The organism is Methylobacterium sp. (genome assembly GCF_019745455.1).
In the GTDB taxonomy this organism is placed as follows: domain Bacteria; phylum Pseudomonadota; class Alphaproteobacteria; order Rhizobiales; family Beijerinckiaceae; genus Methylobacterium.
Genome location: NZ_JAIETD010000134.1, coordinates 13,305 through 38,382 on the forward strand (window position 1 = coordinate 13,305; position 25,078 = coordinate 38,382).

Here is a 25,078-nt window from a genome sequence, read left to right on the forward strand (position 1 = left end):
CAGGACAGAGTACCCCTCATGATCAAGCGCGTCCTCGCGTTCTCCGTCCATCAGCGCTGGCTCGTGGCGCTGCTCAGCTTCGCGGCCGCCGCCTTCGGCGTGTGGTCCCTGACGAAGCTGCCGATCGACGCCGTCCCGGACATCACCAACAACCAGGTCCAGATCAACACGGTCGCGCCCGCGCTCTCCCCCTACGACGTCGAGAAGCAGGTCACGTTCCCGATCGAGACGGCGCTCGCCGGCATCCCCGGGCTCGAATACACGCGCTCGCTGTCACGTAATGGCTTCTCGCAGGTGACGGCCGTCTTCGCCGAGAAGCTCGACATCTACTTCGCCCGCCAGCAGGTCAACGAGAGGCTCACGGAGGCCAAATCGACCCTGCCCCCCGGCGCAGAGGTGCGCATGGGGCCGATCTCGACGGGCCTTGGCGAGATCTACATGTGGTCGGTCCATTACAAAAAGCCGGGCGAGGGGGTGCCCGCCAAAGACGGTCGGCCGGGCTGGCAGTCGGACGGCAGCTATCTGACGCCGGAAGGGCAGCGCCTCGCCACCGAGATGGAGCGGGCGGCCTATCTTCGCACGGTGCAGGACTGGATCATCCGGCCCCAGCTCAAGACCGTGCCGGGGGTGGCCGGCGTCGACGTGATCGGCGGCTTCGAGAAGCAATACCACGTCCAACCCGACCCCGCGAAGCTGATCGGGCTTGGCCTCTCCTTCGGGGACATCGCCGAGGCTTTGGAACGCAACAACGCCAGCCGCGGCGCAGGCTACCTCGAGCGCAACGGCGAAGGCTATGTCGTGCGCTCCGCCGGGCGGCTCGAGAGCATGGAGGAGATCGCCAACGTGGTCGTGGCGACCCGCGGCGGCGTTCCGGTGCGGGTCCGCGACGTGGCCGAAGTCAAGATCGGGCGCGAGCTTCGCACCGGCTCGGCCTCGGAGAACGGCCAGGAGGTCGTGGTTGGCACCGCGCTGATGCTGATCGGCGGCAACAGCCGCACCGTGTCCGCAGCCGTCGACACCAAGATGAAGGAGATCAACCGCTCGCTGCCGCCGGGCATCGAGGCGAAGACGGTTCTGAACCGCACGCTCCTGGTCGATGCGACGGTGAAGACGGTCGCCAAGAACCTCGCCGAAGGCGCTCTCCTGGTCATCCTGGTCCTGTTCCTGCTGCTCGGCAACATCCGGGCCGCCGTCATCACGGCGCTGGTGATCCCGGTCGCGATGCTGATGACCATGACGGGCATGGTGCAGGGGCGGATCAGCGCCAACCTGATGAGCCTCGGCGCCCTCGACTTCGGCCTCATCGTGGACGGCGCCGTCATCATCGCCGAGAACTCGCTGAGGCACCTGGCCGAGAAGCAGCATGAGCTCGGCCGCCGCTTGAGCCTCGACGAGCGTCTCGCGACGGTGCAGCGCTCGGCCGAGGAGATGATCAAGCCGTCCCTCTATGGGCAGGCGATCATCATCCTGGTCTACGTCCCGCTCCTCACTTTCACGGGGGTCGAGGGCAAGATGTTCGAGCCGATGGCGCTCACCGTCATCATCGCGCTCGCCGCGGCGTTCGTGCTCTCGCTGACGTTCGTGCCGGCCATGGTCGCGATCGTGATCACCGGCCGCGTGAAGGAGAAGGACAACCTGCTCGTGCGGGCGCTCAAGGCGATTTACCGGCCCGTTCTGGCCGGCGCGCTGCGCACGCCGATGCTGTTCATCCTGGCCTCCGTGGGGCTGTTCGTGGCAGCCGGCATCCTGTTCACCCGTCTCGGCCAGGAGTTCATCCCGACGCTGGACGAGAAGAACATCGCCCTGCACGCGCTTCGCATTCCGTCCACGGCGCTCTCCCAATCACAGGAGATGCAGCTCGAGGTCGAGAAGACGGTGAGCGCGTTCCCGCAGGTCGCCTACGTGTTCTCGAAGACCGGCACGGCGGAGATCGCAGCGGATCCGATGCCGCCGAACGTCTCCGACACATTCATCATCCTCAAGCCCCAGGACGAGTGGCCAGACCCCGAACTGCCCAAGGATGAACTGATCAAGCAGATCCAGAAAGCCGTGGGCAACCTGCCGGGCAACAACTACGAGTTCACGCAGCCGATCCAGATGCGCTTCAACGAGCTCCTCGCCGGCACCCGCGGCGACCTCGCCGTCAAGGTGTTCGGGGAGGAGTTCGAGACCATGCTGCCCATCGCCAACCAGATCGCCACGATTCTGCGCGGAACGGAGGGCGCGCAGGATGTCAGGGTGGAGCAGGTGACGGGCCTACCCTTCCTGGAGATCAAGGTCGACAAGACCGAGATCGCAAGGTTCGGCTTGAGCCTATCGGCAGTGCAGGACGTGATCGGCGCCGCAATTGGCGGCCGTGAAGCCGGCGTTCTGTTCGAAGGTGATCGGCGTTTCCCGATCCTCGTGCGGGTGCACGACACCGTGCGCGACGACATCGAAGCTCTGAAGCACCTCCCCGTGCCCCTGCCCGGGTCGGAGCGTGGGGGCCGCTCCGCCTCGATCATGCTGGAGCAGGTGGCGAGCTTCTCGTTCGCGGAAGGCCCGAACCAGATCTCGCGCGAGAACGGCAAGCGGCGGGTGGTGGTGACTGCCAACGTGCGCGGGCGCGACATCTCCTCAGTCGTAGCGGAGGCGCAGGCGAAAGTCGGTGAGCAAGTGCAGCCCCCGGCCGGCTCCTGGATCACCTGGGGCGGGCAGTTCGAGAACCTCACGGCGGCGCGCCAGCGCCTCATGATCGTGGTGCCGGCTTGCTTCTTCCTGATCTTCCTCCTGCTCTACTCGGCGCTGGGGAGCCCGCGCGACGCGCTCCTGGTGTTCAGCGCCGTGCCGCTGGCGCTGACCGGCGGCATCGCGGCCCTGTGGTGGCGCGACATGCCGTTCTCGGTCTCCGCCGCGGTCGGCTTCATCGCCCTCTCGGGCGTGGCCGTGCTCAACGGTCTCGTCATGCTCACCTTCATCAAGCAGCTGATGGAAGAGGGGCGCTCCAAGCGCGAGGCCATCCTGGAGGGCGCCATAACGCGCCTGCGCCCGGTCGCCATGACGGCGCTCGTCGCCTCGCTCGGGTTCGTGCCGATGGCGATCGCGACGGGGACCGGGGCGGAAGTGCAGAAGCCGCTCGCGACCGTCGTGATCGGAGGGCTGATCAGCGCGACCTTGCTGACGCTTGTGGTCCTGCCGGCGCTGTACGCGCGGTTCTCGGGCGTTCCGTCACGCCAGCAGCAAGCTGACCCGGGCCCGCCCCCGCCGCGAGAGATCGCCCGTATTCCGCTTAAGGAGGCCGCAGAATGATAACCCGAGGAGCCGAACGTACGAACCCCGTTGGGCTTGGCGCCCTGAGCGCGGCCCTGCGCGGAATGATCGGTGCCACGCTGCTGGCGATCTTGAGTGGAACAGGAGGTCTCCTGACCGGGACGGCCCAGGCCCAATCGGTGAAGATCGTCGGCATCGGGGCGTCCACCTGCACGCGGTTCCTGCAGGAGATCGACGGCAACCCTCCCGCCGAGCGGGAGTACTTCGCCTGGGCTCAGGGCTACATGAGCGGTCTCCTGATCCGCGCCCCGGCGGGCAAGGACGAGGACCTCGATCTCACACCGCCGGCGTTCCCACTCCTCAAGCAGGCCGCCTTCCTGCGCACTTTCTGCGCGAGGAACAGGGATGCGGATTACAGCGATGCGGTCAACACGCTCTACCGCACCCTTCGCGCCCCGCCCGGCTGATCGGACGCGCAATGATGCTGGCGCGCACCTCTCGCCGAAGGCATGCTTGCGGGCTGGCGACCCTGGCCACGACCCGAAACAACACTTCGATCAGGTGAAGAACCTCTGGGGCGGCGTGAGGACCCCGGACGGACGCTAGGGTCTGAACTCAATTGAGGTTTGTGGATTCAGATGTTTGAGGAGGCTCTGGATCATGACAAACCTGTTCTGGTTGAGCGATGCGCAGTGGGCGGCGATCGCGCCGCATCTGCCGATGAAGCATACGGGACCGCGGCGTGTCGACGATCGTCGGGTGCTGAGCGGGATCGTGCATGTCTTGCGCTCGGGCTGCCGCTGGCGCGACTGCCCGGCCGAATATGGGCCGCACACGACCGTGTACAACCGCTTCAACCGCTGGAGCGGACGAGGCGTTTGGGCACGGCTGCTCGAAGCACTGGCCCGCGTCGAGGGGGCGGACGCTCTTCTCGCAGATAGTTCGCTCGTCAAGGCGCACCGCTCCGCGGCAGGCGGTAAAGGGGGGAGCAGGCGCAGGCGGTCGGACGCTCGCGGGGTGGGCGCACGACCAAAATCCATGCCCTTGCCGACGAGCAAGGCCGGCCGCGCGTCCTTCTCGTGACGGGTGGCCAAGCGCACGATCTGCCGGCTGCTCTGTCCCTGCTCCACGCTGTCGCCGTGCCTCCGGCCCAATTTCTGGCCGATGCCAATTACGACGCAGAGAGTTTGCGCCATGTGCTGGCGGAGCGCGGCATAACGCCGGTCATCCCAAACCGGCGCTATCGCCGCCATCCCTTTCCCTTCGACCCGGTGGCCTACACCAGGCGCAACCTGATCGAGCGCATGTTTTGCAAGCTCAAGGACTGGCGTCGCGTAGCCACCCGCTACGACAAGCTCGCCCGCAACTACCATGCTGGCCTTTGCCTCGCTGCCACCCTAACCTGCTGGATGAATTGAGTCCGGACCCTAGCTGGATCGCAGATTGAGTTCCATCGCGAAGCACAGCCCCTACGCGCGCGATGGGAGCGGGAGCGGCTCCCCTTCGAGACCGGGGAGCCGCTCCTATGCCGATCGGTTCATCTCGATCGCGATCTCCTCACCTCCTCATCCCCTCGGGTGGAGACCGGTCGCGGTCGGGCAAACGAGGAGAGGACGGCGCCTCTCGTCCTACTCCGCGCAAGGCTGTTCCGGCCGGCAGGTCATCGCAGTGCAGGTATGCGTCCTCGAGCGGATCCCGGTGTCTCGAGGTGGTCGCCGGTGCGCCGGGCAGGCGCCTGATGCGCAAAGACTCGTGCGGCCCCTCGATGCACGGAGTCGGCGCACCTGCCGCCTGCACGATCAGGACCAGGGCCGCGAGTTCGATCATGGGAACTGCCTCCACAGCGGATGAGGTTGCGGCCCCTCCCGTATTGGGATCATCGGATTACTATCTTTCGTCGGTCCCGCACGACCATCGCGATGCGCGGCAAGAGCCCTGGTCAAACCTGTAACGCCTTCTCTTCGGCGCGGGAGGCCTCATCCTCGATCTGGATCGTGACGTGATCAATCCCGAACTCCTCTACCATGATCCGGCGCGCCTCTCTCAAGGTTGCCTTCGCCCGCGCCATGTCGTCGACCACGAGGTGCGCGCTCATCGCGTCCAGCCCCGAGGTGATGGTCCACACGTGCAGGTCATGCACGGCGCTCACCCCTGGGATGGCGAGCAGTTGGCGCTCGATCAAGCGGACATCGACCTCCGGTGGTGTGCCCTCGAGTAGGATGTGGGTCACCTGCTTCAGAAGATGCCAGGTGCGGGGCACGATGAAGAGGCCGATCCCGGCGCCGATGATCGGATCGGCGAGCGTCCACCCTGTGAACATCACCACGAGCGCCGCGACGATCACGCCGAGCGAGCCCAACATGTCGCTCAGGACCTCGAAATAGGCCCCCTTCACGTTGAGGCTTTCGGAGGAGCCGCCGGCGAGGAGCCGCATGCTGATGAGGTTGACGACAAGGCCGATGGCGGCGACGGCCAGCATCGGCCCGCTCAGGATCTCAGGCGGGGCGAGGAAGCGTCTGTAGGCTTCGAAGAGAATATAGATCGTGAGCAGCAGGAGCACGACGGCGTTCGCGAGCGTCGCGAGGATCTCGGCGCGCAAGTATCCATACGTCTTCTGGGGCGTGGCCGGGCGCTCGGCGAAGCGGATCGCGATCAGGGCAAGCCCGAGCCCGCCGGCGTCGGTCAGCATATGGGCTGCGTCGGCGAGCAGCGCGAGGCTGCCCGTGACCAAGCCGCCGATGATCTCCGCCGCCATGTAGGCCAGCGTGAGGCCGAGAGCATAGGCTAAGCGGCTTCGGTGCCGGCTTGCCGCCGATCCTGCCCTCATCTCGGAGTGTGCGTGTCCAGTACCCATCAATAGCCAGCCTTGATCGCGATCGAGCCTCAAGCCCCTGCAGGCACCCAGCTAGGCGGGCGCGGGCTGCGTTATCGCCGGAGCGCCCGGACGAGTTCCTCCCGTTGAGCCGGGGCCCCGAAAGAACCCGAGAAGCCGCAGCGCATTTGCCGTGACGATCACGGTCGCGCCGGTGTCGGCGAGGATCGCGATCCACAGGCCCGTCACGCCCAGCACCGTCGTGACGAGGAAGGCGGCCTTGAGGCCGAGCGAGATCGCGATGTTCTGACGGATGTTGGCCATCGCGGCACGCGCGAGGCGGATCATCTGCGCGACATCCCGCACGCGGCTGCGCAAGAGCGCACCATCAGCCGTCTCCAGCGCCACGTCGGTGCCCGAACCCATGGCAACCCCCACGTCCGCCGCGGCGAGGGCCGGCGCGTCGTTGATGCCGTCACCGATCATCATCACGGCGCCCTCGCGCCGAAGCGCCTTGATTGTACTCACCTTGTCGTCGGGCATGAGCTCGGCCTGGTGCTCCAGGCCGAGCGAGACGGCGATCGCCGCGCCCGTGCGCCCGTTATCGCCAGTGAGCATCATCGGGCGCACCCCGAGAGCCTTCAGTTCGGCGATGCCGGCCTTGGCGTCCTCACGCGGCTCGTCGCGCAAGCCGATCAGACCCATGAGCCGCCCGCTCACCACCAGGACGGTGACGGTCTTGCCTTCGGCTTCGAGCCGCTCGACCCGGCTCAACACGTCCGGCGAGAATTCGGTACGGTCGCGCGCAAACCGCGGCGCGCCGAGAAACAGATCTTGCCCATCAAGGCGGCCGGTCATGCCCTGACCCGCCACAGCCTTGACCTCGTCCGCGGCGCGGATGTCGAGCCCGCTCGCTTTCGCCCGATCGACGATCCCGATCGCAAGCGGATGGTTCGAGCCCGTCTCGACCGCGGCGGCAAGCGCGAGCACCTGAGCCTCGCTGCCTCCAAACGGGACCACCTCCGTGACCTGGGGCTCGCCGCGCGTCAGTGTCCCGGTCTTGTCGAAGGCGACGACCTTCGTCTTCGCCGCCGTCTCGATCACCACACCGCCCTTCATGAGCAGGCCCTGGCGTGCGCCGGCCGAGAGGGCCGACGCGATCGAGGCGGGCACGGAGATCACAAGAGCGCAGGGGCAGCCGATCAGAAGGAGGGCCAGCCCCCGATAGACCCAGGTCCACCAATCCGCGTGGAACGCGAGTGGCGGAACGACGGCTACCAGCACCGCCAACCCCACGACTGCGGGCATATACCAGCGCGAGAAGCGGTCTATGAAACGCTCGGTCGGCGCGCGCGCCTCCTGGGCCTCCTCGACGAGTCGGATGATGCGGGCGATCGTGTTGTCCTCGGCCCCCTTTTCGACGCGCACCCGAAGCGCGGCTTCCCGGTTGATCGAACCGGCGAAGACGGGTTGGCCGACTCCCTTGGTGCGCGGCACCGACTCGCCCGTGACAGGCGACTCGTCGATCCCTGACGTGCCGGACAGGATGGCGCCATCGGTCGGGATGCGGTCGCCAGGCCGCACGAGCACCGTTTGACCGATCCGAAGCTGGGTCGCTGGAACGTCCCGCGTCGAGTTTTCCTCCTCGAGGATCGCCGTCTTGGGCACGAGCTCGCCGAGGGCGCGGATGCTGGCGCGAGCCCGGTTGGCCGCGACACCCTCCAGCACTTCCCCGACCGCAAACAGGAAGACCACGAGGGCGGCTTCCTCGGCGGCGCCGATCACGAGCGCGCCGGCGGCGGCGATGGTCATGAGCATCTCGATCGTGAACGGCATGCCCACGCGGGCTGCGGCGAGGGCGCGCCGCGCCACCGGCAGGACGCCGATCACGGTTGCCCCGATGTAGACCCAATGCGAGACCGAGGGGATCGCATATTGGGAGACGAATGCCAGTGCGAGAAGCGCTCCGCTCAGGATGACGAGCCGGCCCTTCGCGGTTTCCCACCAGCGCTTGCCGCTTGCCTCCTCCTCGCCGTGATGGTGGCCATGGGGGCTCAGTGACCCCGGTGCGTCGCCGGCGCCGCCGCGTTCGGGAGCGTGAGCATGGTCGTCCTTGGCGGAATAGTCACCCACCGCGACGGCCGTCAGGGTGCGTGCAACGGTGTAGCCGAGCGCGGCCACGCGCTGCTCGATCTCGGCGAGGGGAGTCTGAGACTCATCAACTTTGGCCGACAGGGTCTCCGTTACCGTCGAGACCCTGATGTCGGAGACGCCAGGGAGCCTGCCGAGCGCGGTCTCGATCTTGCCCACGCAGCTGGCGCAGTCCATGCCCTCGACCTTCCAGCCGACGGTCGGCGCGGTCGCCGTGCTCGGCGTTTTGGTCGATGTCGGCATGATGTTGCTCCTGGGTTCGACACCCGCGGAGAGAGACGCTACTTCCTCTAGCCACTAGAGGATCAAGGGGGCTGAGATGCCGCAGATCATGCCGATTGGGCGAGTTGCAAAGTTGACGGGCGTGAAAGTGCCGACCATCCGCTACTATGAGGAAATCGGGCTCCTGCCAGCGCCCCCGCGCACGGACAGCAACCGGCGCACCTACGACGACAGCGATGTCCGCCGCCTCAAGTTCATCCGCCACGCCCGGGAGTTGGGCTTCGATCCCGAGGCGATCCGCGAGCTCCTGGCCCTCGCCGCCATGCCCGAGCAGCCCTGCATGGACGCCGACACTATCGCCCGTACGCATCTCGCTGAGACCGAGGCCAAAATTGCCCGTCTGATCGCACTCCGCGAAGAGCTCCAGGCCATGATCGAGCGCTGCACGCACGGGCGGGTTCGTGAGTGCCGCGTGATCGAGGTTTTGGCCGACCACGGCGAGTGCATTTATGAGCAGCACTGAAGCTTGGCGCAGGGTACTCAACTTGCAGGTCTTGTACCGCACCCTTCGCGCTCCTCCGGCTGATCGGACCTCCGGTGGTGTTGACAGATCGGAGGGACCGTGCCGGGGAGCGGCGGCAGATCGAACGAGAACACGGATGCTTCCACCATGATCACTTCCATCCGGCCGAAGGCGCTCGCCAGATTGCTCCTTCTGATCTGCGGGGCTTCGACCGCGGCGGCCGCGGCTGATACCAGGACGCTTGGAAACATCCTCTCCCCAGCCTACCTGGCGATGAACTTCACCGTAGTCTGCGCCCGGCAGGATCCGGCTTTCCTGTCCGCCACAGGCGGTCCTCGGGGATCCGCGCTCGTCTACGCGCAGCACATCAAGGACGAGGTCATTGCAACTTTGGACGCGACCGAGGGCGAAATCGTGGTCCGCGAGGCGGCGAACGCGGCCCGCTCGGTGGCGCTCGGGTTCCTGAGGAGCATGGCGGGCGGTTCGGAAGCCATCGAAGCCGAGCGCGTGCGGAATTGGTGCACGAGCGTCGCCAATCCCTTTATCCGCGGGGTCGTCGTTGAACACGACACCAGGCACGACCTTTTCGAGCAAGTCCTTGAGGCGGCAAAACGGCCCTGAGAACGTCCTAAGTTTCCTTCCCGCGCGCCTGGCCAAGCCGGTCCTTGCGCCCATCCGGACCGGTCATGGAGGCGTGCGTCCCGGTCGATCACTGCTCGCCCCTGAGGTTCGCCTCCGCGTTGCGGCCGCCGCCCGCCGGCGCATCGCGCTCATCCTGTCCTCGGGTCTTCGCCCGAGGACAGGCCGTCATTAGCGCGCCGTAGACCCAGCAATGGTTCCTCGTCAGCAGGCGCGGACAGATGGCGAAGACCGTTGACACCTCGCGCCGGCGCTGGCCGGCATCGAGGTACGGCGCAACCCCATTCGTCAGCGCTCACGTCGGAGGGTATCATTCGCGGCCTACCCACCCGCCCGAAACAAACGCTACCGGCCCTTGCGATCTCAGTCTTCACATATTCTCACACGACGCGTGATCCAGTGGTGGTCGCGCTCGTCCCAAACCCGCTCGGTCCGCACGACGCATGTGCGGCTGCCATGACCACGTGAGGCATGGTGCTCGTCATCATCGTCCACGATAACCGGAGGGCGACGATGAGGGCGCGGGTCAACTTGGACGCCGCCCGGGCCGATGTCGATATGTTGAGCTCGCGCACTGGTCGAGACCGCCAGCGAAGACGGCAGCGCAATCAGTGCGATAATGACCAGAGTTCGCATATCCTTGCTCCCATTTATTTCATCTCCAGGCCATAGGACCGGGAAAACGATCCATGCGAAGAGGCGGCCGCTCAAGGACCGGCCTGTGACACTCAGTCAGACCTGAGATCGGCCAATGACCGTTATCGAAGCACCTGAGGCGGTCTCGGCGGTTCGAGATGTGATGATTCCGCGGTCCGGCTGAATGCATGCTGGAAGGAGTGCTCGTGACCGTCGGTGATATGAACGGCTCGATGAACCCGTCGAGCGGAAGACCTTTCCCCTTGAGAACGGGCACACCGCCACCGAAGTAGCTGGCAATCCACCCGCCTAGATGCCCCCCTCGTGCTTCAGCGGCTTCGGACTTAGAGGCGCGGCTCAGATGCTGGTCGGAGGGCGAGGACGGCGCCAGTAACCTGATCTGGCACGCTCAGCGACGGGCGAAAGGCCCCCTCTCGCGCTCTTAACAGACGCCTGGGGGGCCGCTATTCCGCAAGGGCGCACGCGTTATGCACGCGCTCAACCAAAGCGCTCACAATCGGCCGTTCCTTCGAGCGGGGGGCATTGCGAAACCTCGGGCGTGGTTCAGATTAGGCGCTGCGGATATCAGTGTTCGAGCGGTATTCCGGCCAGCGGTGCGGATCGGTCTTCGGGAGTAGCAGTCGGATGCAGGGGTTGGCGCAGGGGCAGGCTTGGACAGGCGATCTCATCCGGCACTGGAGGGACGACCCGGGCGGGACCTACCAGACGTGGTTTCTCTGGGAGGAGCGGATCAAGAATTTCCGCTCCATCCGGCGCGGCATCCAGGCCGTCATAGACGAAATCCGCGAGGACCGCTTCGGCAACGCCTATCGGGGTTCGTCGCTCGAAACGGTGCTCGACTCGATCGCCGAGCAGCGCCAAGTTTTCAAGGGTGCCGACCACGCGTTCATGTGGAAGCCGAAATTGCGCATTCCGGACATTTACGAGAACCGCCGCAACCAGGTCGCCTTCGGTCGCTTCCTGGACGTCTGCCTGTGCTGCAGCGCCGAGAGCCACATCATCAGCGCCATTCACGCGATTGACCATGAGAAGATCAAGGGGTTCGGACCCGCGGCGGCGAACCTGCTCTATTTTCTGCACCCCACCTGGGCGCCGCCCTCGAATACCGCCATCGTGAAAGGATACAATGCGCTCACGGGCGCGAACGTGAAGCTGGGGCGCTGGGATCAGTACCTCGCCATGCGCAAAGGCATGCTGCAGCTCAATGCCGCCCACCGCTCGGAGCTCTCCAACGACCTCGGCGCCCTCGCAGCCTTCCTGTTCGACCTCGGGTGCGGCCGCTACCCTCTTCCGCAGCAGGACGGTCCTACCTCGCTGGACCGCTGGCGCAGCGACCTTGAGGCGGTCAGGGCCGAGTCCGCCGTGGCCTCCAAGGCGGCCCTCGCGGCGCGAGAGGCCGATCACACCCATACCGAGATCCAGAGCTGGCTACGCGATCTGGGCCTGGCGCTCGGGTATGACGTGTGGATCGCCGCCAACGACGCCGGCCGTGCCTACGGTGCCGGTCGCCTCGCCGATCGGTGCCTGGAGCGCCTGCCAGAACATCTTGCCCGCGACGGCTCCGGCGAGGCGATACGACTTATCGACGTTCTGTGGATCGAGCCGAAGGGGGAAGAGGTGGTGGCTGCCTTTGAGGTCGAGCACACGACGAGCATCTACTCGGGGATCGTCCGCATGCTCGACCTTGCTCTCGGCATCAAGGGAGCCGCGGCGCGCAATTTCTTCCTGGTTGCGCCGGACGATCGAGAGGCGGACGTCAGGGCGCAGTTCGCGCGGCCCGCCTTCTCGCGCGTCGGCGAGCTTGACTTGCGTTACCTGCCATACAGCGAGCTGCGGAGCCATCGTGAAGCCATTGCCCGCTTCGGCAGTGGGCTCAAGGGGGTACTCGCCATTGCGCGGCCGGTTCGATCGATCCCCGATCAGGTCAAGACCTTTGGGGCGGCGTGAGGACCCCGGACGGCCGCTCAGGGTAGTTCATCAGCTAATTGAGTTCCCTCGCGAAGCATCAGGCCCTGCGCGCACGATGGGACCGGAGCGGCTCCCCTTCGCGACCGGGGGATTCCTTCCTATGCGATCGACTCATCTCGTTCGAGATCCCTCACCACTTCCTCGTCTCCTCGGGGTGGAGGCCTCAGGGACGCCTTCCCTGCGACGGGTCACGCTCACTGCCACAATTGGGTTTTAATCCGGCGTCAAGCATGCTTCCCCTAAACAAGGACTCTGGCCGCTGTCGAGCAGCGCGGCTGAGCGGGGGTGCGGGGGTCAGTTTGATTAGAGGTATTGCGCTCGCGACGGGCCTCGCGTTCGTCCTCGCGGCCTGCCAAGGTGACGAGAGCTATCGCTCGACCCGCCATCTCACGGCCATCCCGCCAGCCACCATGGCGCTGATGTCCGCCAAGGGCGTCTCGGCGAGCGATCCGATCCTGATGCGGGCTTACAAGAAGGAGTCCGAGATCGAGGTGTGGAAGCGCGGCCTCGACGGCCAGTACGCGCTTCTGAAAACCTATCCTATGTGCCGCTGGTCGGGCCAGCTCGGGCCGAAGGTGCGCGAGGGTGACCGCCAGGCGCCGGAGGGCTTCTACGACGTGACGCCCGCGGCCATGAACCCGAACTCGAGCCTGTTCCTCTCCTTCAATCTCGGCTACCCGAATGCCTACGACCGCTCGCACGGGCGCACGGGCTCGCACCTCATGGTCCACGGCACCTGCTCGTCGCGGGGCTGCTTCGCTATGACGGACGAGGCGATCTCAGAGGTCTACGCCATCGCTCGCGAGGCCTTCGCCGGCGGCCAACGCTCGTTCCAGTTCCAGTCCTACCCGTTCCGCATGACGGCCGAGAACCTGGCGAAGCATCGGGCCGACCAGCATATCGCGTTCTGGAAGAACCTTAAGGAGGGCTCGGACCAGTTCGAAGTGTCGAAGCGCGAGCCCACCTGGTCCGTTGTCGGGGGGCGTTACGCCTTCCCTGCCGATCCGTCGACCGCGGTCGCCGTCGCTGCGAAGCAGGCCCGGGACGAGCGCGCACAGGCCGATCTCGTGGCGAAGGGCACGCCCGCGATCCGACTCGTCTACGAGGACGGGGGCGGCCATCAGTCCTTCCGCGAGATCGTCACCGCGAACTCGGGTACGAGTGCGTTCGCCTCCCTCGACGACCGCACCCGACGCTCTTTAGGTGACGTGAGCCGCCCAGAGGCCTTAGCGCGAGGCCCCGAAGAGGTTGTTGTAAAGGAAGCGAGGTCGGTGGCTTCAGTGGTCGCGCCAAAGCCAAAGTTGGGCACGGCGGCACCTGGTTCGGCACCGGACGCAGGTCCGGCCCAGCACTCCACCACTACAGTCGCCCGTTCTCCCGAGACGAAGGGACCCACGAAGCTCGCCTCAGCCAAATTGCGCGATGCACCGGTCGTGACGAACGAGCAACCAGTGCGGCAGCCAACTCGGACTGAGCCGAAATCACTCTACGACCGTGCGCGTGGGCTGTTCGGGAGCTGACGCAGCCCTCGCCGGGATGGGCCGCGTCTCTCTTCAGCCGAGAGAGCGCCCCGCTCTTGCTCGGTGTGGCGCGAGTGCTCCCCACGGAACATGAAGGCTTGCCTCAGAGACGCTTGATTTTCCTTGTCGATCGGCACCCGGCACCGGGCCTGTCGGACTCATCAAGCCAGACCTGAGCCGAGGCAACCGAATGCTCCGGTCTTGTGCTTGGCTCCCGAAGCTGCCCAGCGGAGTGGGCGCCTGCCGCTCCGACGCATGTGCATCACACCGACGGGTTTGATCGAGCGGGTGCGCGCTGTGGCGAGGTGACGTCTCCACTGCGGAGGCTGTCGAGCACGAGCAGAGCCGCCCCGCAGACCACTCCGATGTCCGCCATGTTGAAGGCCGGCCAATGCCAGCCGGCGACATGGAAATCGAGGAAGTCCGTCACCGCGCCGCGCAACAGCCGGTCGAGACCGTTTGCGAGCGCGCCGCCGATGAGCAGGCCGAGTGCGGTCGCGACGAGACGATCTCGGGTGCGGGCAAGCCAGACCAGGAGAGCCAGCGCGATCGCGAAGGACACGAACGAGAGCACGAAGGGCGGGAGGCCCGCTGCGCCCAAGATGCCGAAGCTCACTCCCGTGTTGGACCCGAGCACGAGGTTGAAGAAGTCCGTAACCGGAATGACGCGCGGCGGGTCCATCACCCACTCGCGGATCCACCACTTGGTCCCATGGTCGACGATGAACCAGGCCGCCGCGAGAAGAAGTCCGTATCGAAGCATGAGAGCTATGACCTTGTGCGAACACCGTGGACCGGCTGCTCACCCGATCTGGGCGAGCGCTGGGAACATCTCCAGGAAGAAGATCGCGACCGTGGTCATGTGCCCCGTGATCATAGCCGCACCCATCGCGACCATGACTCCGCCCGCGCCGATCTGCAGCGCGCGCCCGGTCCGGCGCAGGGTCTTCAGGCGGGACACGAACCCCGACAGGAACAGGGCCGCCAGCACGAAGGGGACCCCGAGGCCGAGGGAGTAGGCGACCAGCAGCGTGACGCCGCTCGAGCCCGTAGATGACGCGGTGACGGCAAGGATGGCGCCGAGCACGGGGCCGATACAGGGCGTCCAGCCGAACGCGAACGCCGTCCCGAGGAGGTAGGCCGCAATGGGACCGCGGCCCGGAGGATCACCGTGCCAGCGCAACTCACGCTGGAGCCACGACAGGGGCAAGAGCCCCGTCGTGAACAAGCCGAACACGATCACGATGAGCCCGCCGATCAGGTTCAGCTCGATGCGGAACGCGTTGAGAACGGAGCCGAGTGCGCTCGCCCCGGCGCCGAGCGCGACGAAGATGGTCGAGAAGCCGAGCACGAAGCACAGGCTCAAGATCAAGGTCCGAATGCTCGCGCGCTGCTGTACAGCGCCCGCTGCACCGACATTCTGGCCGGCAACGTAGGAGACGTAGCCTGGGACGAGGGGCAGGACACACGGGGACAGAAAGGAGACCGCGCCCGCGGCAAACGCAGTCACGTAACCGATGTTCGTGAGGACAGCCATGGGAATAGCCCCGCCCGTCTTACGACTGTTCGCCAGGTCGTCCGGTCACACCGCGGCCGCCCCTACCTGCGGCTGCCCGCGGGTCAGCAGCCGAAGCCCGTTCAGCACGACGAGAAGAGAAGCACCTACATCGGCCGCGATCGCCCCCCACAGGGAGGCCAGACCCGCCACCGTCAGGGCTGTGAACAAGAGCTTCACCGCAAGCGAAAACCCGATGTTTTGGTGGATGATCGCAAGCGTCGCCTTCGAATGACGGATCAACCAGGGCAGCTTCGAGAGATCATCCGCCATCAGGGCGACGTCGGCGGTCTCGATCGCGGCGTCCGAGCCCATTGCGCCCATCGCGACGCCCAGATTGGCGCGCGCCATGGCCGGCGCGTCGTTGACGCCATCGCCGATCATGGCCACCGACCCATGGCGTTTCACGAGCGCTTCGACCGCCTCGACCTTGTGCTCGGGCAAGAGCTCAGCTTGCACCTCGTCGACTCCGGTCTCTCGGGCGATCACCTGAGCCGTATCCTTGTTGTCTCCGGTGAGCATGACGACCCGTTCGATCCCGGCCGCGTGCAGGTCCGCCACGATGCGCTTGGCCTCGGGCCTGACGGCATCGGCGATCGCGATCAGCCCCCACACGGAGCTTTCGTCGCCGACCGCTACGACGGTGCGGCCCGCCCCGGCGAGCGTGTCTGCCGCACGCAGCGCCTGCACAGGGACCTGGCGCTCGTTCAGGTACCTCCGCGAGCCGAGCCATGCTTCCCGGCCGTCGATACGCCCGATCGCCCCCTTGCCGCGGATTGCCTGGACCGCAACCGCTGGAACGGGCGTGATGCCATGCTCGGCCGCCTTGCTCAGGATGGCGCGCGCGAGCGGGTGCTCGCTGCGCGCCTCGAGCGCGGCCGCGAAGGCCAGGAGCTCGGCCTCGTTGCGGTTGCCGAGCGGCACGAGATCGACCACCTTCGGCCGGCCCTCAGTCAGGGTGCCCGTCTTGTCCATGGCGATAGCCGTCAGCTTGGCCGGTGTCTCAAGATGCACCCCACCCTTCACGAGCACGCCCTGCTTCGCCGCGCCCGCAAGGGCCGCGACGATGGTCACCGGTGTCGAGATCACGAGCGCGCAGGGACAAGCGATCACGAGAAGCACGAGCGCACGGTAGAACCACGGCTCCCAGGCGCCCCCCAACAGGAGCGGCGGCACCAGGAACACAGCAAGCGCCAGGACCATCACGGCGGGCGTGTAGACCCGGGCAAAGCGCTCGACCCATTGCTCGCTCGGCGCACGCCGGCTCTGGGCTGAGCCGACCATGCGGATAATACGCGCGAGCGTCGTGTCTTGCGCGCCCTTCGTGGTCTCGATGTCCAGGGCGCCCTCACCGTTGATCGTGCCTGCATAGACCTCGGATCCGAGCTGGACGGGTACGGGCACGCTCTCGCCGGTAATCGGGGCCTGGTTGACCTCACTCTCGCCGCCGGTAACTCGGCCATCGAGCGGGATCTTGTCCCCCGGCCGGACCACGATATGAGCGCCGACAGGCACGCTGCCGGCCGGCACTTCACGCTCGCTGCCGTTCGCATTCCGCACGAGGGCAACGGCTGGCGCGAGTTCCATGAGGGCGGCGACCGCGCGCCTGGCGCGGCCTAAGCTCCAGGCCTCGAGCGCCAGGGCAAGAGCGAAGAAGAAGGAGACAGTCGCTGCTTCGAACCACTCGCCGATGCCGATCGCGCCCGCAACCGCCACGACCATCAGCAGGTTCATATCCGGCCGTAGGCGTTGGGCGGAGAGCAAGGCCTTTGGCGCCACGTACCGCACGGCGCAAACGATTGAGAGGGCATAAGCCGCAATCGCCGGCCAGGGCGTGCCGCCCGCCGCCTCTTCGGCTCCGAGCGCGACAGCAACGCCGCCGCCAAGAACAGCGTGAAGGACCAGACCAGCGGCGGCAAGGATGCCGCTCGCGGTCGTCAGGATCGTCTGTGTGCGCCGGCGCCGCTCCTCCGAAAGCGTGGCGTCGGAGGTCACGCCCTCCCGCCAGAGCTCTGCCGCCATCCCGGTCCGGGCGACGGCCTTTACGACCGCCTCGACGGAAATGGCATCGGCCGGAGCTGCCACAGACATGCGTCCATTGACGAGATCGAAGGCGAGCTTGTCCTCGCCGCCCACCATCGGGCCGACCTCGCGCTTCAGCGCGGCGATCTCGTCGCCGCAATCCATGCCATGGACCCTGAACACGAGCTGTCCCGGCAGGTGCGACGGGACGGGTGCGGTCAGCGCCTGCTCGCCCACATTGTCGCGGGAGCAGGTCGCGCAGGCCGGCGCACTCGCGGGGAACATTGTCGCCGAGGCTTGCCCGGCCCGGTTCTCCCGGACGAGCTCGGCCGACATGCCGGTCGAGGCAATGGCTTGCTGGATCGCGGTCACCGATGCCAGCGCCTGCGGAGCGACGCTCATCAGGCCGTGCTTGGTGTCAAAGGTGAGCGTCTCATCCCCGCCGACCAGCAGGCCGACGGCAGCTTTCAGCTGACGAACCTCGTTCTGACAGTCGAGCCCGCGGACCTGGAAGGTGAGCGGTTCCGGCACATCGCTCGGCATCGCAGGGCGTAACCTGGCCCTCATGCCCGTCGTCGCCACAGCCCGCTGGATGTCCTCGACCGCGGCGAAGCTCTTCGGGCTCACGCCCATCATGCCGGCCTTGGTGTCGAAGGTGAGCCTTTCCTCTCCGCCAACGATCGGCCCAACGGCCGCGCTCAGCTGACGCAGTCCGTTCTGGCAGTCGAGGCCCTTCACCTCGAACAGCAGTGTAGCTGGCTCAGCCGGCCACGGTGCCGCACGCATCCCCGTCTCCGCCACTGCCGCGACCACGGCCTCTGGATCGACGGCATCCGCCTCGAGCACGTCCATCGTGCCGGCCTTGGTGTCGAAAGCGAGCTTGTCCTCCCCACCGACCAGTGGACCGACGGCCGCCTTGAGCTGGCGCACTTCGTTCTGACAGTCGAGACCGTCGACCTTGAAGCGGCGGCGCTGCGGTTGCACCTGGATTCCGTCTGCGGCGCGGTGCGCCAGGTCAGCGTCCGTCATCATCATCCTCCGCTCCCACGTCGCGGCATTCGCCGACGTGGGCGACCATGTCCTTGATCACGCAGCGCACGTGCTCGTCGGTTGCGCCGTAGAACACCTGCTTGCCTCGCTTCTGCGAGCGCACGAAGCGGGCCGCTCGAAGCAGGCGCAGGTGGTGGCTGACGAGCGAAGTCGAGAGGCCGACCGCTTGGGCGATGTCGCCGACACACAAGGGACCTTCGAGGCAGGCCACGGCAATCCGCAGCCGGTTCGCGTCGCCGAGCAGGCGGAAGATCTCCGCCAGCTCGATCGCCCGCTCCTCATCAAGGGTCGCCATCCCACACCGTGAAACAATTCAACAGCTGTTTGAATTAGCTCGACTGCGGCTTGAGTTCAAGGCACAGGAACCGCGTGACCACAGAGCGAGGCGATGTCGGATGGCCCCTGTTCAACTCCAGTTCCGCGGCTCCGTCGCCGAACGTTGCAGCATTGAAGGGGAGCCGAGGCCATGAGCGCTGAGGACGATGACGACGACAAGATCCAGGACTACGCCCATGCGACCCCCGCCTACAAGCGAGCGCTCTGGACCGTCGTTCTGCTCAACCTCGGCACGGGCCTCGCCGAGATCGTGGCCGGGTTCATTTCTGGCTCGCAAGCGCTGAAGGCCGACGCCCTCGATTTCCTTGGCGACGGCACGATCACGTTCCTTGGCCTGATCGCGATCGCCTGGAGCCTGGTGTGGCGCGCCCGTGCCGCCCTGCTCCAGGGCACATTCCTCGGAGCTTTAGGGCTCGGCGTGCTCGCCACGTCGGCCTATCGCGTTCTCGTTCTCAATCAGCCCGAGGCCGATATCATGGGGCTGTTCGGGGTTATCGCGCTTCTCGTCAATGTGGCCTCGGCCTGGGTGCTACTGCCTCACCGGACCGGTGACTCCAATGTGCGGGCCGTGTGGCTGTTCTCGCGCAATGACGCGATCGGGAACCTTGCCGTGATCGTCGCCGCAGGCCTTGTCGCCTGGACGGCGACGCCCTGGCCGGATCTGGCGGTGGCGGTCGTTATCGCCGGCCTCTTCCTGCAATCGTCGTGGTCCATCGTGCGCAGCGCGCGCCGAGACCTCGCCCAGGCGGGGATGCAGAAAGCATGATTTCTGCATCCCCGCCCAGCCGCTGAGATCTATCGGCTCTTTTGATGCAGAAATGTGATGAACAATCGAGCCATGATCTACGGGTACGCGCCCGTCTAGGCGGACGCCGAGGACTCGCCATCCAGCTCGACACGGTCAGAGCCGCCGGCGCGAGAAGGTGTTCCAGGAGAACGAGGCCGGTCACACCGGCGACCGGCCCCAACTCCGGCGCTTGCTGAAGGCGCGCAGCACGGTGACGTCGTGAAAGCGCCGGCGGGCGACCGCTTTTGCGCGCGACCCCACCGAGCTCATCGTTCTTGGTCGCGACATCCGCCAGGCCGGCGCTCGCTTCGTCTCCGTCGCGCTCCGAGTTGCTTCAGGTTCGCCACTGCAGCAGCCGGCAGATCGAACAGGGCTTCGATGAGCGGGCACTCGGGCGTCGCGTCCTCCTTGCAGCGTGCCACCATATCGGCCAGGACGCGCTCCATCGTCCGCAGGGCCGCGATCTTGGCGCGCACGTCGGAGAGGTGGCTCACAGCCACCTCGCGCGCCCCGGCGCAGGGTGGCTCGCGCTTCTCGGCCAGCTCCAGCAGCGCCCTGACCTCGTCGAGGGTGAATCCGAGGTCGCGGGCGCGGCGGACGAAGTTCAGGCGCATCAGGTGTCCGCCGCCGTAGAGACGGTGCCCGCCTTCACTGCGCGCTGGCGCCGGCAACAGCCCGATCCGCTCGTAGTAGCGGACTGTCTCGATGTTGACGCCCGTGCGCCGGGACAGGGCGCCGATCGCCAGCCTTGGCGCGGTGTCCTGCAGGGCTTGCTTGTCCATCGGCGAAAGCCCTCTTGCATCCGTAGCCACTACAGATCCTATCTTGCGCCGCGTGGCAGGGGAAGGATCTCAGAGGATGGCGACGACGGGCAGGATCGAAGGGGCGGAAGCGCAGGCGAAACCGCCCACCGGTTCCGCCCTGCTCGCGGCCGGCGCCATCCTGAGCGCGATCGGCGCCTCGTCCTGCTGCGTGCTCCCGCTCGTCTTCTTCGCGCTCGGCGTCAGCAGCGCCTGGATCGGCAACCTGACCGCGCTCGCGCCCTACCAGCCGTTCTTCGTGGCAGCGGCCGTCGCGTGCCTCGCCTTCGGGTTCATGCGCGTCTACCGCCGGCCCGCCGCGTGCGCCGACGACGAGGCTTGTGCCCGGGCGCTGCCCAGCCGCGCGGTCAAGCTTTCACTGTGGCTCGCTGCCATCCTCGTCGTTGTCGCTGTCGCCTTTCCCTATGCCGCCCCGCTCATCGTCGGCGCCTGAACACCGGAGACCTTCTCATGCTTAAAGTCGTACGCACCACCTTTAGCGCCGGACTTCTGCTCGCCGCCGGCTCGGCCTTTGCCGCCGAGCGGACCGTCAGGCTGCACGTGAAGAACGTGAGCTGCGTGACTTGCGTCCCCATTGTGAAGCGCGCGATTGGGCGCGCCGCTGGCGTGAGCAGCGTCACCGTTGTCGAGACGGAGGGCGGCAGCGCGGTGGCGACGGTCACCTATGACGCCGCCAGGGTGAGCCCCGAGGCGCTGGCGCAGGCCGCGACCGATGCCGGCTATCCGGCCCGTGTGCGGACGAATTGACGCTTTCAACGACTCACGCTCTTCGTCCCGACGTCCTCGCGCTGCCATCGGGACGACTTGCATCCCGACCCGCTCGACTAACGACAGGTAAGCTCAAATGAGTTCCGATTGCTGCGCTCCAGCCCGCCCGACGGAGCAAGACCATTACGACCTCGTCATCCTGGGCTCGGGCTCGACCGCATTCGCGGCCGCGATCACCACTCAGGAGATGGGCAAGACGGCGGTCATGACCGAAGAGCGGGCGATCGGCGGCACCTGCGTCAACCGCGGCTGTCTGCCATCCAAGAACCTGATCGAGGCGGCGAAGCTCGTCTTCGATGCCAGGAACCCGCGCTACCCGGGCCTCGAGACCTGCGGGCCGGGGCTCAAGGTCAACTTCGCCGAGCTGATAGCCCAGAAGGACGAGGTGATCAGAGTCTACCGGGAGAAGAAGTACGACAGCCTGGTCGGCGGTCAGTTCTCGATCGAAGAGGGCCGCTCCCGGTTCCTCGACGCGAACACCGTCGAGGTCAGCGGCAAGAGGCTGACCGGCGAGCGCTTCCTCATCGCGACCGGCTCGCGGCCGGTCGTCCCGGAGATCCCAGGGCTCGACCGGGTGCCCTACCTCACGAGCGACCTTCTCACCCACGATGAGGAGGAGGAGCTCAAGGATTTACCGGGATCGCTCCTCATCATCGGCGGCGGCTACATCGCGCTCGAGCTCGGGCAGATGTTCGCCCGCTTCGGGACCGAGGTGACGATGCTCGAGCGCAGCGCTCAGGTGCTCGCCCGGGGCTACGAGCCGCAGGTCGGTCAGGCGATCGGGCACGTGTTCGCCGAGGAAGGCATCTCGATCGTGCCTCACGCGACGGTCGAGGCGGTCCGGTCCGAGGGCGCGGGCGTCGTGGCCGAGGTGCGCGTCGGCAAGGGCCGACGCACCTTCCGCGCGGAGCGGCTGCTGATCGCCACGGGCCGCCGCCCCAACACCGACGGGATCGGCCTGGAGGCCGCCGGCGTCTTGGCGAACGCGCGGGGCGAGGTCGAGGTCGACCCTCAGCTTCGGACGAGCGTTCCGCACATCTTCGCGGCCGGCGACGTGATCGGGCGACTGCACGAGAGCCAGATGGCGACGCCGGTGGGAGCGCGCCAAGGCGGCATCGCCGCCCACAACGCACTCCACGGCAACGACCTGCGCGCCTTTGACGGGCGGGTAATCCCGCGCACGATCTTCACCGACCCGCCGATCGGCATCGTCGGCATGACGGAGGCGGAGGCCATTGCGGCCGGTCACCGCTGCTGGTGCGCGACGATCCGGATGGAGCTGGTGCCGCGTGCCGGCGCGATCCGCGACACACGCGGGCTGATCAAAATGGTGGCCGACGCGGACAGCAACGAGGTGCTGGGCGTCTCGATGGTAGGCGCCGGCGCGGCCGAGGTGATCCATGAGGCCGCGATCGCGATGCGCTTCCGCGCCACGCTCGACGACTTCATCGACCAGCTCCACGTGTACCCGACCATGGCCGAGGCGCTGAAGATCGTCGCCATCGCCCGCTACAAGGATCCGGCGAAGCTGTCGTGCTGCGCGGATTGATTGGCATACGAGCCTCGTTTTCGAGCCATTCTCAATGCCCTTCATGGCTACCCCGCGTCAGCACCTCTCTCCGATGCCACAAAAGCCGGTTCGAGGTGATCCGATGGGCGGCCGTACAGGTCGCTCGTTTCGTGGAGAGCGCCGTGCCCCGTTTCGGGTCACAGCCCACGCATGTTCCAGGGCAGGTAAAAGGTCTGAATTAGGCCAAGCTCCAAACCCGCGTCGCCGGCCACGGGCAGCCCGTTCCAGGCCAGAGCCGGCGGGGTAGCGGTGTAGATCTCGATAGTGGCTGAGCCGGCGAGCTCCGCCTTAATGGCAGCGTTGATTCTCAAGCTGGTGCGCTGCGTGGCCCCAGGTCGGCCGTAAAAGTAGAGGCGCTTCGACAGACCCATGGTCGCCAGCCCGACATAGAGCGCGGCGGCGTCCTTGACGAAGGCATAGACACCCCGTGCCTTCGACAAGGGCTGGTCAGGCACCAACTCGCCTTCGCACGTCAACACCCACTCGCCGGAACGCTGGAAGCCTCCGCCCAGGAGGACGGCCGTGGACAAGACAGGTCGAGCGTTTTCAGCCGTCGAGGCTTGCAGGGGCGTGGCGGTAACGGCCGCGACGTTGGACGAACGGGGCGCCAGCCGCCCCGCCGCCTTCAGGACGTTGTAGGCGTGCTGATAGGAGACCCCGAGCCGTCGCGCGATCTCCGCCACTGGGAGACCCTCTGACGCGAGCGAGCGGATCGCGTCGGACGTGCTCATGTCCCGCTCGAGGCGGACCGCTGCGGGCCCGCACACGGGACGAGCTTGAGCGCAACGGCCAGCGCCACCTCGATGTTTGCGAGCTGCTCGGAAAGCGGCAGGTCCATGTCGCAGCGAGGGACGGGCAGGCTCAGCGCCGCCGACTGGCCCCGTGTCAAAACCCGCACGCCTTCCGGCCAATCGGCCCGTCGTCGCTTGGCGAGGTCTGTCGCGAGGGTGCGTTCAAACTCCAGGTCCACGCATCCCTGGTCGTTCTTGTGGACGAGCTTGACCCCCTTCGGAAAGCCGATGCCCTTGAACAGCATCCAGTCCGACTTTGGCCCCTTCGCGCCTGGCCGCGCCATCACCAGCTCCGGGTGATGGGCCTGCAGGTGCTCCCAGTAAGCCCGGTGGAACGCCGTTTTTCCGGCGTGGACCTTCATGACGTAGCCCCGGCGTCCCTGTTCGATCGCCTCCCTCAGGATCGCTCGCCGCCACTCCGCGCGCGGGCCTTCCTGCCCGGCATACCAGTCCAGCACCGCCTCGTATGCCACGCGATGCTCGTAAGCGGAGTCGGCGGACAGGCCGTCAAGGTAGACCTGCGGAGCGCAGATCGCCGTGACGAACCGATCGTAGCGCCCGGCCTCTTGGGCGCGGACGGCGCGGAGGCCGTAGCGAAGGTCTTGCTCTTCCTGTTCGGAGGCTGCGACCTTGTTCTCAATCAGCACCGCCACGCGCTCGCTGGCGACCCGCACCCGTAAGAGCAGGTCCGTCTCGCCGTCCTCGTCGCTCAGGGAGTGCCAAGCCCCATCGAACACGGTCGCAGGTCCGAGTCCGACCCGCTCGGCGAACCAGGTCGCAAAGGCAGGCACGACGTGGAACTCCTCCATCAGAAGGAGATCGATGTCCCGCTCCTCGACAGATCGGAGATAGCGGCCGAAATCGGAAACTGGCGTGGGCATCTCGGGTCTCGCGAGGAGCTAGCAGGCGCCGCCACGCCGGCGAGCTCCGCTTTGGAACGTGTATACACGTTTCGGTGTAGGCGCGGTTTACCGCCGCTCAAGCGATCCGGGCGTCCAGCCCTCCGGCAGCTCGTCCCCGGGCTCCGGCGGGCGTTCGGGCACTCTCGCCAGAATGTCGTCGAACTCGTCGAGCGAGTGGCCGGCAGCCCGGCACTTGAAGAACTCTGCCGCCATCTCGACCGCGCCGACCTTCTGCGCCACTGCCGTTGCGATCCACTGATTAAGGCTCACGCCGTCCTCTTTCGCCAGCCGCGCAGCGGCCGTCTTGATTGAGGTTGGCAGTTTCAGCGGGTAGGTCGCCTTGCTCATGACATCAACTCCTTCAGCAGCTCGGCGGGCCGCGCGATCCGGACGCCGAAGCGCCGCGCCGCGTCCCGGAAATCCCGGACATTGTAGGTCACGAGCGCGTCCGCCCGGCCATTAACCGCTGCCTCGAAGACCAGCTCGTCGTCAGGATCTCGGAGCTGCGGCCGCCACCTCATATGCACCTCCACCGGCTCAATCGCGACCGCCAGGACGCCGAGAACCCTGTCCACGTCTGCCAGACTCAGCCCCGAGACTTGGCGCTGTTCTGAGCGCTTCAGCACCTCCTCGTACTCGAGGAAGAGGCTTGGCGTGGCGAGCGGGGTGCCGTCGCGGGGTTGGTTGGAAATGAGGGTGGCGTAGTCTCCGAGGTGATCAACCTCGAATCATCCG

22 protein-coding genes are annotated in these 25,078 nt (G+C 66.6%); 11 read left to right on the forward strand and 11 right to left on the reverse strand.

All coding sequences use genetic code 11. The features are described 5' to 3' along the window. Window positions 1–18 precede the first annotated feature (18 nt). From K2Y56_RS22980 to K2Y56_RS22990, 3 genes are all read left to right on the forward strand, one after another. Complete coding sequence (locus K2Y56_RS22980; protein WP_292513334.1) at window positions 19–3,288, forward strand: CusA/CzcA family heavy metal efflux RND transporter; 3,270 nt, start codon at window positions 19–21, stop codon at window positions 3,286–3,288. Then, window positions 3,285–3,716 (forward strand): hypothetical protein, encoded by a 432-nt coding sequence (locus K2Y56_RS22985; RefSeq protein ID WP_292513337.1) that lies wholly within the window; start codon window positions 3,285–3,287, stop codon window positions 3,714–3,716. Before K2Y56_RS22980 ends, K2Y56_RS22985 begins: the two co-directional genes overlap by 4 nt. Window positions 3,717–3,909: 193 nt before the next feature. Beyond that, window positions 3,910–4,667, forward strand: a protein-coding gene (locus K2Y56_RS22990) for an IS5 family transposase (RefSeq protein WP_292513339.1) whose coding sequence is annotated in 2 segments (ribosomal slippage) — window positions 3,910–4,243 and window positions 4,243–4,667 — 759 coding nt in all. Because the reading frame shifts where the segments join, the coding sequence is not laid out codon by codon here. A gap of 521 nt (window positions 4,668–5,188) precedes the next feature. Here K2Y56_RS22990 and K2Y56_RS22995 read toward each other — a convergent pair. Together K2Y56_RS22995 and K2Y56_RS23000 are read right to left on the reverse strand one after the other, a co-directional pair. Further along, window positions 5,189–6,103 carry a cation diffusion facilitator family transporter gene (locus K2Y56_RS22995; protein ID WP_292513340.1) on the reverse strand — a complete coding sequence of 305 codons (915 nt, stop codon included), beginning with the start codon at window positions 6,101–6,103 and terminating at the stop codon, window positions 5,189–5,191. Between the two features lie 51 nt (window positions 6,104–6,154). Continuing rightward, the gene (locus tag K2Y56_RS23000; protein ID WP_292513342.1) at window positions 6,155–8,455 is read right to left on the reverse strand and encodes a heavy metal translocating P-type ATPase; all 2,301 of its coding nucleotides are present in this window, start codon (window positions 8,453–8,455) and stop codon (window positions 6,155–6,157) included. Window positions 8,456–8,531: 76 nt separating this feature from the next. Here K2Y56_RS23000 and K2Y56_RS23005 point away from each other — a divergent pair, with 76 nt between their 5' ends. The 4 genes from K2Y56_RS23005 to K2Y56_RS23020 all read left to right on the forward strand — a co-directional run bounded on the left by K2Y56_RS23005 (window position 8,532) and on the right by K2Y56_RS23020 (window position 13,741). Further along, on the forward strand, window positions 8,532–8,957 hold the full coding sequence (locus K2Y56_RS23005) for a helix-turn-helix domain-containing protein (protein WP_292513344.1): 426 nt from the start codon (window positions 8,532–8,534) through the stop codon (window positions 8,955–8,957). Window positions 8,958–9,104: 147 nt separating this feature from the next. Next, window positions 9,105–9,578: a hypothetical protein gene (locus K2Y56_RS23010; protein WP_292513347.1), complete on the forward strand. Its 474-nt coding sequence runs from the start codon at window positions 9,105–9,107 to the stop codon at window positions 9,576–9,578. Between the two features lie 1,299 nt (window positions 9,579–10,877). Then, the gene (locus K2Y56_RS23015) at window positions 10,878–12,200 is read left to right on the forward strand and encodes a type II restriction endonuclease (RefSeq protein ID WP_292513350.1); all 1,323 of its coding nucleotides are present in this window, start codon (window positions 10,878–10,880) and stop codon (window positions 12,198–12,200) included. Window positions 12,201–12,520: 320 nt separating this feature from the next. Next, the gene (locus K2Y56_RS23020) at window positions 12,521–13,741 is read left to right on the forward strand and encodes a murein L,D-transpeptidase family protein (protein ID WP_292513353.1); all 1,221 of its coding nucleotides are present in this window, start codon (window positions 12,521–12,523) and stop codon (window positions 13,739–13,741) included. Window positions 13,742–14,003: 262 nt separating this feature from the next. Here the strand turns inward: K2Y56_RS23020 and lspA are convergent, their stop codons facing one another. The 4 genes from lspA to K2Y56_RS23040 are packed head-to-tail and all read right to left on the reverse strand — an operon-like array spanning window position 14,004 to window position 18,663. Next, window positions 14,004–14,504 (reverse strand): signal peptidase II, encoded by a 501-nt coding sequence (gene lspA, locus K2Y56_RS23025; RefSeq protein ID WP_292513356.1) that lies wholly within the window; start codon window positions 14,502–14,504, stop codon window positions 14,004–14,006. A gap of 39 nt (window positions 14,505–14,543) precedes the next feature. Continuing rightward, window positions 14,544–15,278 carry a cytochrome c biogenesis protein CcdA gene (locus K2Y56_RS23030; RefSeq protein ID WP_292513359.1) on the reverse strand — a complete coding sequence of 245 codons (735 nt, stop codon included), beginning with the start codon at window positions 15,276–15,278 and terminating at the stop codon, window positions 14,544–14,546. Between the two features lie 45 nt (window positions 15,279–15,323). Beyond that, window positions 15,324–18,347: a heavy metal translocating P-type ATPase gene (locus K2Y56_RS23035; RefSeq protein ID WP_292513362.1), complete on the reverse strand. Its 3,024-nt coding sequence runs from the start codon at window positions 18,345–18,347 to the stop codon at window positions 15,324–15,326. Continuing rightward, complete coding sequence (locus tag K2Y56_RS23040) at window positions 18,334–18,663, reverse strand: metalloregulator ArsR/SmtB family transcription factor (RefSeq protein WP_292513364.1); 330 nt, start codon at window positions 18,661–18,663, stop codon at window positions 18,334–18,336. Before K2Y56_RS23040 ends, K2Y56_RS23035 begins: the two co-directional genes overlap by 14 nt. A gap of 171 nt (window positions 18,664–18,834) precedes the next feature. Here K2Y56_RS23040 and K2Y56_RS23045 point away from each other — a divergent pair, with 171 nt between their 5' ends. Further along, window positions 18,835–19,470 (forward strand): cation diffusion facilitator family transporter, encoded by a 636-nt coding sequence (locus K2Y56_RS23045; protein WP_292513367.1) that lies wholly within the window; start codon window positions 18,835–18,837, stop codon window positions 19,468–19,470. A 287-nt stretch (window positions 19,471–19,757) separates the two neighbouring features. Here K2Y56_RS23045 and K2Y56_RS23050 read toward each other — a convergent pair whose 3' ends face one another. Then, complete coding sequence (locus K2Y56_RS23050) at window positions 19,758–20,273, reverse strand: helix-turn-helix domain-containing protein (RefSeq protein WP_292513370.1); 516 nt, start codon at window positions 20,271–20,273, stop codon at window positions 19,758–19,760. A gap of 76 nt (window positions 20,274–20,349) precedes the next feature. Here K2Y56_RS23050 and K2Y56_RS23055 point away from each other — a divergent pair, with 76 nt between their 5' ends. The 3 genes from K2Y56_RS23055 (at window position 20,350) to merA (ending at window position 22,629) form a co-directional block, all read left to right on the forward strand. After that, on the forward strand, window positions 20,350–20,745 hold the full coding sequence (locus K2Y56_RS23055) for a mercuric transporter MerT family protein (protein ID WP_292513373.1): 396 nt from the start codon (window positions 20,350–20,352) through the stop codon (window positions 20,743–20,745). Window positions 20,746–20,762: 17 nt separating this feature from the next. Continuing rightward, complete coding sequence (locus tag K2Y56_RS23060) at window positions 20,763–21,059, forward strand: cation transporter (protein ID WP_292513375.1); 297 nt, start codon at window positions 20,763–20,765, stop codon at window positions 21,057–21,059. A 97-nt stretch (window positions 21,060–21,156) separates the two neighbouring features. Beyond that, window positions 21,157–22,629: a mercury(II) reductase gene (merA, locus tag K2Y56_RS23065; protein ID WP_292513378.1), complete on the forward strand. Its 1,473-nt coding sequence runs from the start codon at window positions 21,157–21,159 to the stop codon at window positions 22,627–22,629. A gap of 158 nt (window positions 22,630–22,787) precedes the next feature. Here the strand turns inward: merA and K2Y56_RS23070 are convergent, their stop codons facing one another. From K2Y56_RS23070 to K2Y56_RS23085, 4 genes are all read right to left on the reverse strand, one after another. Next, complete coding sequence (locus tag K2Y56_RS23070; protein ID WP_292513381.1) at window positions 22,788–23,381, reverse strand: helix-turn-helix domain-containing protein; 594 nt, start codon at window positions 23,379–23,381, stop codon at window positions 22,788–22,790. Beyond that, on the reverse strand, window positions 23,378–24,322 hold the full coding sequence (locus tag K2Y56_RS23075) for a hypothetical protein (protein ID WP_292513384.1): 945 nt from the start codon (window positions 24,320–24,322) through the stop codon (window positions 23,378–23,380). The genes K2Y56_RS23070 and K2Y56_RS23075 overlap by 4 nt, the downstream gene beginning before the upstream one ends. A gap of 87 nt (window positions 24,323–24,409) precedes the next feature. Beyond that, complete coding sequence (locus K2Y56_RS23080) at window positions 24,410–24,691, reverse strand: toxin-antitoxin system HicB family antitoxin (RefSeq protein ID WP_292513387.1); 282 nt, start codon at window positions 24,689–24,691, stop codon at window positions 24,410–24,412. After that, a complete protein-coding gene (locus tag K2Y56_RS23085) occupies window positions 24,688–25,035 on the reverse strand; it encodes a putative toxin-antitoxin system toxin component, PIN family (protein ID WP_292513389.1) in 348 nt (115 codons plus the stop codon). The genes K2Y56_RS23080 and K2Y56_RS23085 overlap by 4 nt, the downstream gene beginning before the upstream one ends. Between the last annotated feature and the right edge of the window lie 43 nt (window positions 25,036–25,078).

Coding starts and splice junctions, on each gene's coding strand:
- K2Y56_RS22980 (WP_292513334.1), top strand. CDS start 19: ATGATCAAGCGCGTCCTCGCGTTCTCCGTCCATCAGCGCTGGCTCGTG.
- K2Y56_RS23055 (WP_292513373.1), top strand. CDS start 20,350: ATGGCGACGACGGGCAGGATCGAAGGGGCGGAAGCGCAGGCGAAACCG.
- K2Y56_RS23030 (WP_292513359.1), bottom strand. CDS start 15,278: ATGGCTGTCCTCACGAACATCGGTTACGTGACTGCGTTTGCCGCGGGC.
- K2Y56_RS23015 (WP_292513350.1), top strand. CDS start 10,878: ATGCAGGGGTTGGCGCAGGGGCAGGCTTGGACAGGCGATCTCATCCGG.
- K2Y56_RS23035 (WP_292513362.1), bottom strand. CDS start 18,347: ATGACGGACGCTGACCTGGCGCACCGCGCCGCAGACGGAATCCAGGTG.
- K2Y56_RS23005 (WP_292513344.1), top strand. CDS start 8,532: ATGCCGCAGATCATGCCGATTGGGCGAGTTGCAAAGTTGACGGGCGTG.
- K2Y56_RS23000 (WP_292513342.1), bottom strand. CDS start 8,455: ATGCCGACATCGACCAAAACGCCGAGCACGGCGACCGCGCCGACCGTC.
- merA (WP_292513378.1), top strand. CDS start 21,157: ATGAGTTCCGATTGCTGCGCTCCAGCCCGCCCGACGGAGCAAGACCAT.
- K2Y56_RS23045 (WP_292513367.1), top strand. CDS start 18,835: ATGAGCGCTGAGGACGATGACGACGACAAGATCCAGGACTACGCCCAT.
- K2Y56_RS23050 (WP_292513370.1), bottom strand. CDS start 20,273: ATGGACAAGCAAGCCCTGCAGGACACCGCGCCAAGGCTGGCGATCGGC.
- K2Y56_RS22995 (WP_292513340.1), bottom strand. CDS start 6,103: ATGGGTACTGGACACGCACACTCCGAGATGAGGGCAGGATCGGCGGCA.
- K2Y56_RS23075 (WP_292513384.1), bottom strand. CDS start 24,322: ATGCCCACGCCAGTTTCCGATTTCGGCCGCTATCTCCGATCTGTCGAG.
- K2Y56_RS23060 (WP_292513375.1), top strand. CDS start 20,763: ATGCTTAAAGTCGTACGCACCACCTTTAGCGCCGGACTTCTGCTCGCC.
- K2Y56_RS23080 (WP_292513387.1), bottom strand. CDS start 24,691: ATGAGCAAGGCGACCTACCCGCTGAAACTGCCAACCTCAATCAAGACG.
- K2Y56_RS23070 (WP_292513381.1), bottom strand. CDS start 23,381: ATGAGCACGTCCGACGCGATCCGCTCGCTCGCGTCAGAGGGTCTCCCA.
- K2Y56_RS23040 (WP_292513364.1), bottom strand. CDS start 18,663: ATGGCGACCCTTGATGAGGAGCGGGCGATCGAGCTGGCGGAGATCTTC.
- lspA (WP_292513356.1), bottom strand. CDS start 14,504: ATGCTTCGATACGGACTTCTTCTCGCGGCGGCCTGGTTCATCGTCGAC.
- K2Y56_RS22985 (WP_292513337.1), top strand. CDS start 3,285: ATGATAACCCGAGGAGCCGAACGTACGAACCCCGTTGGGCTTGGCGCC.
- K2Y56_RS23010 (WP_292513347.1), top strand. CDS start 9,105: ATGATCACTTCCATCCGGCCGAAGGCGCTCGCCAGATTGCTCCTTCTG.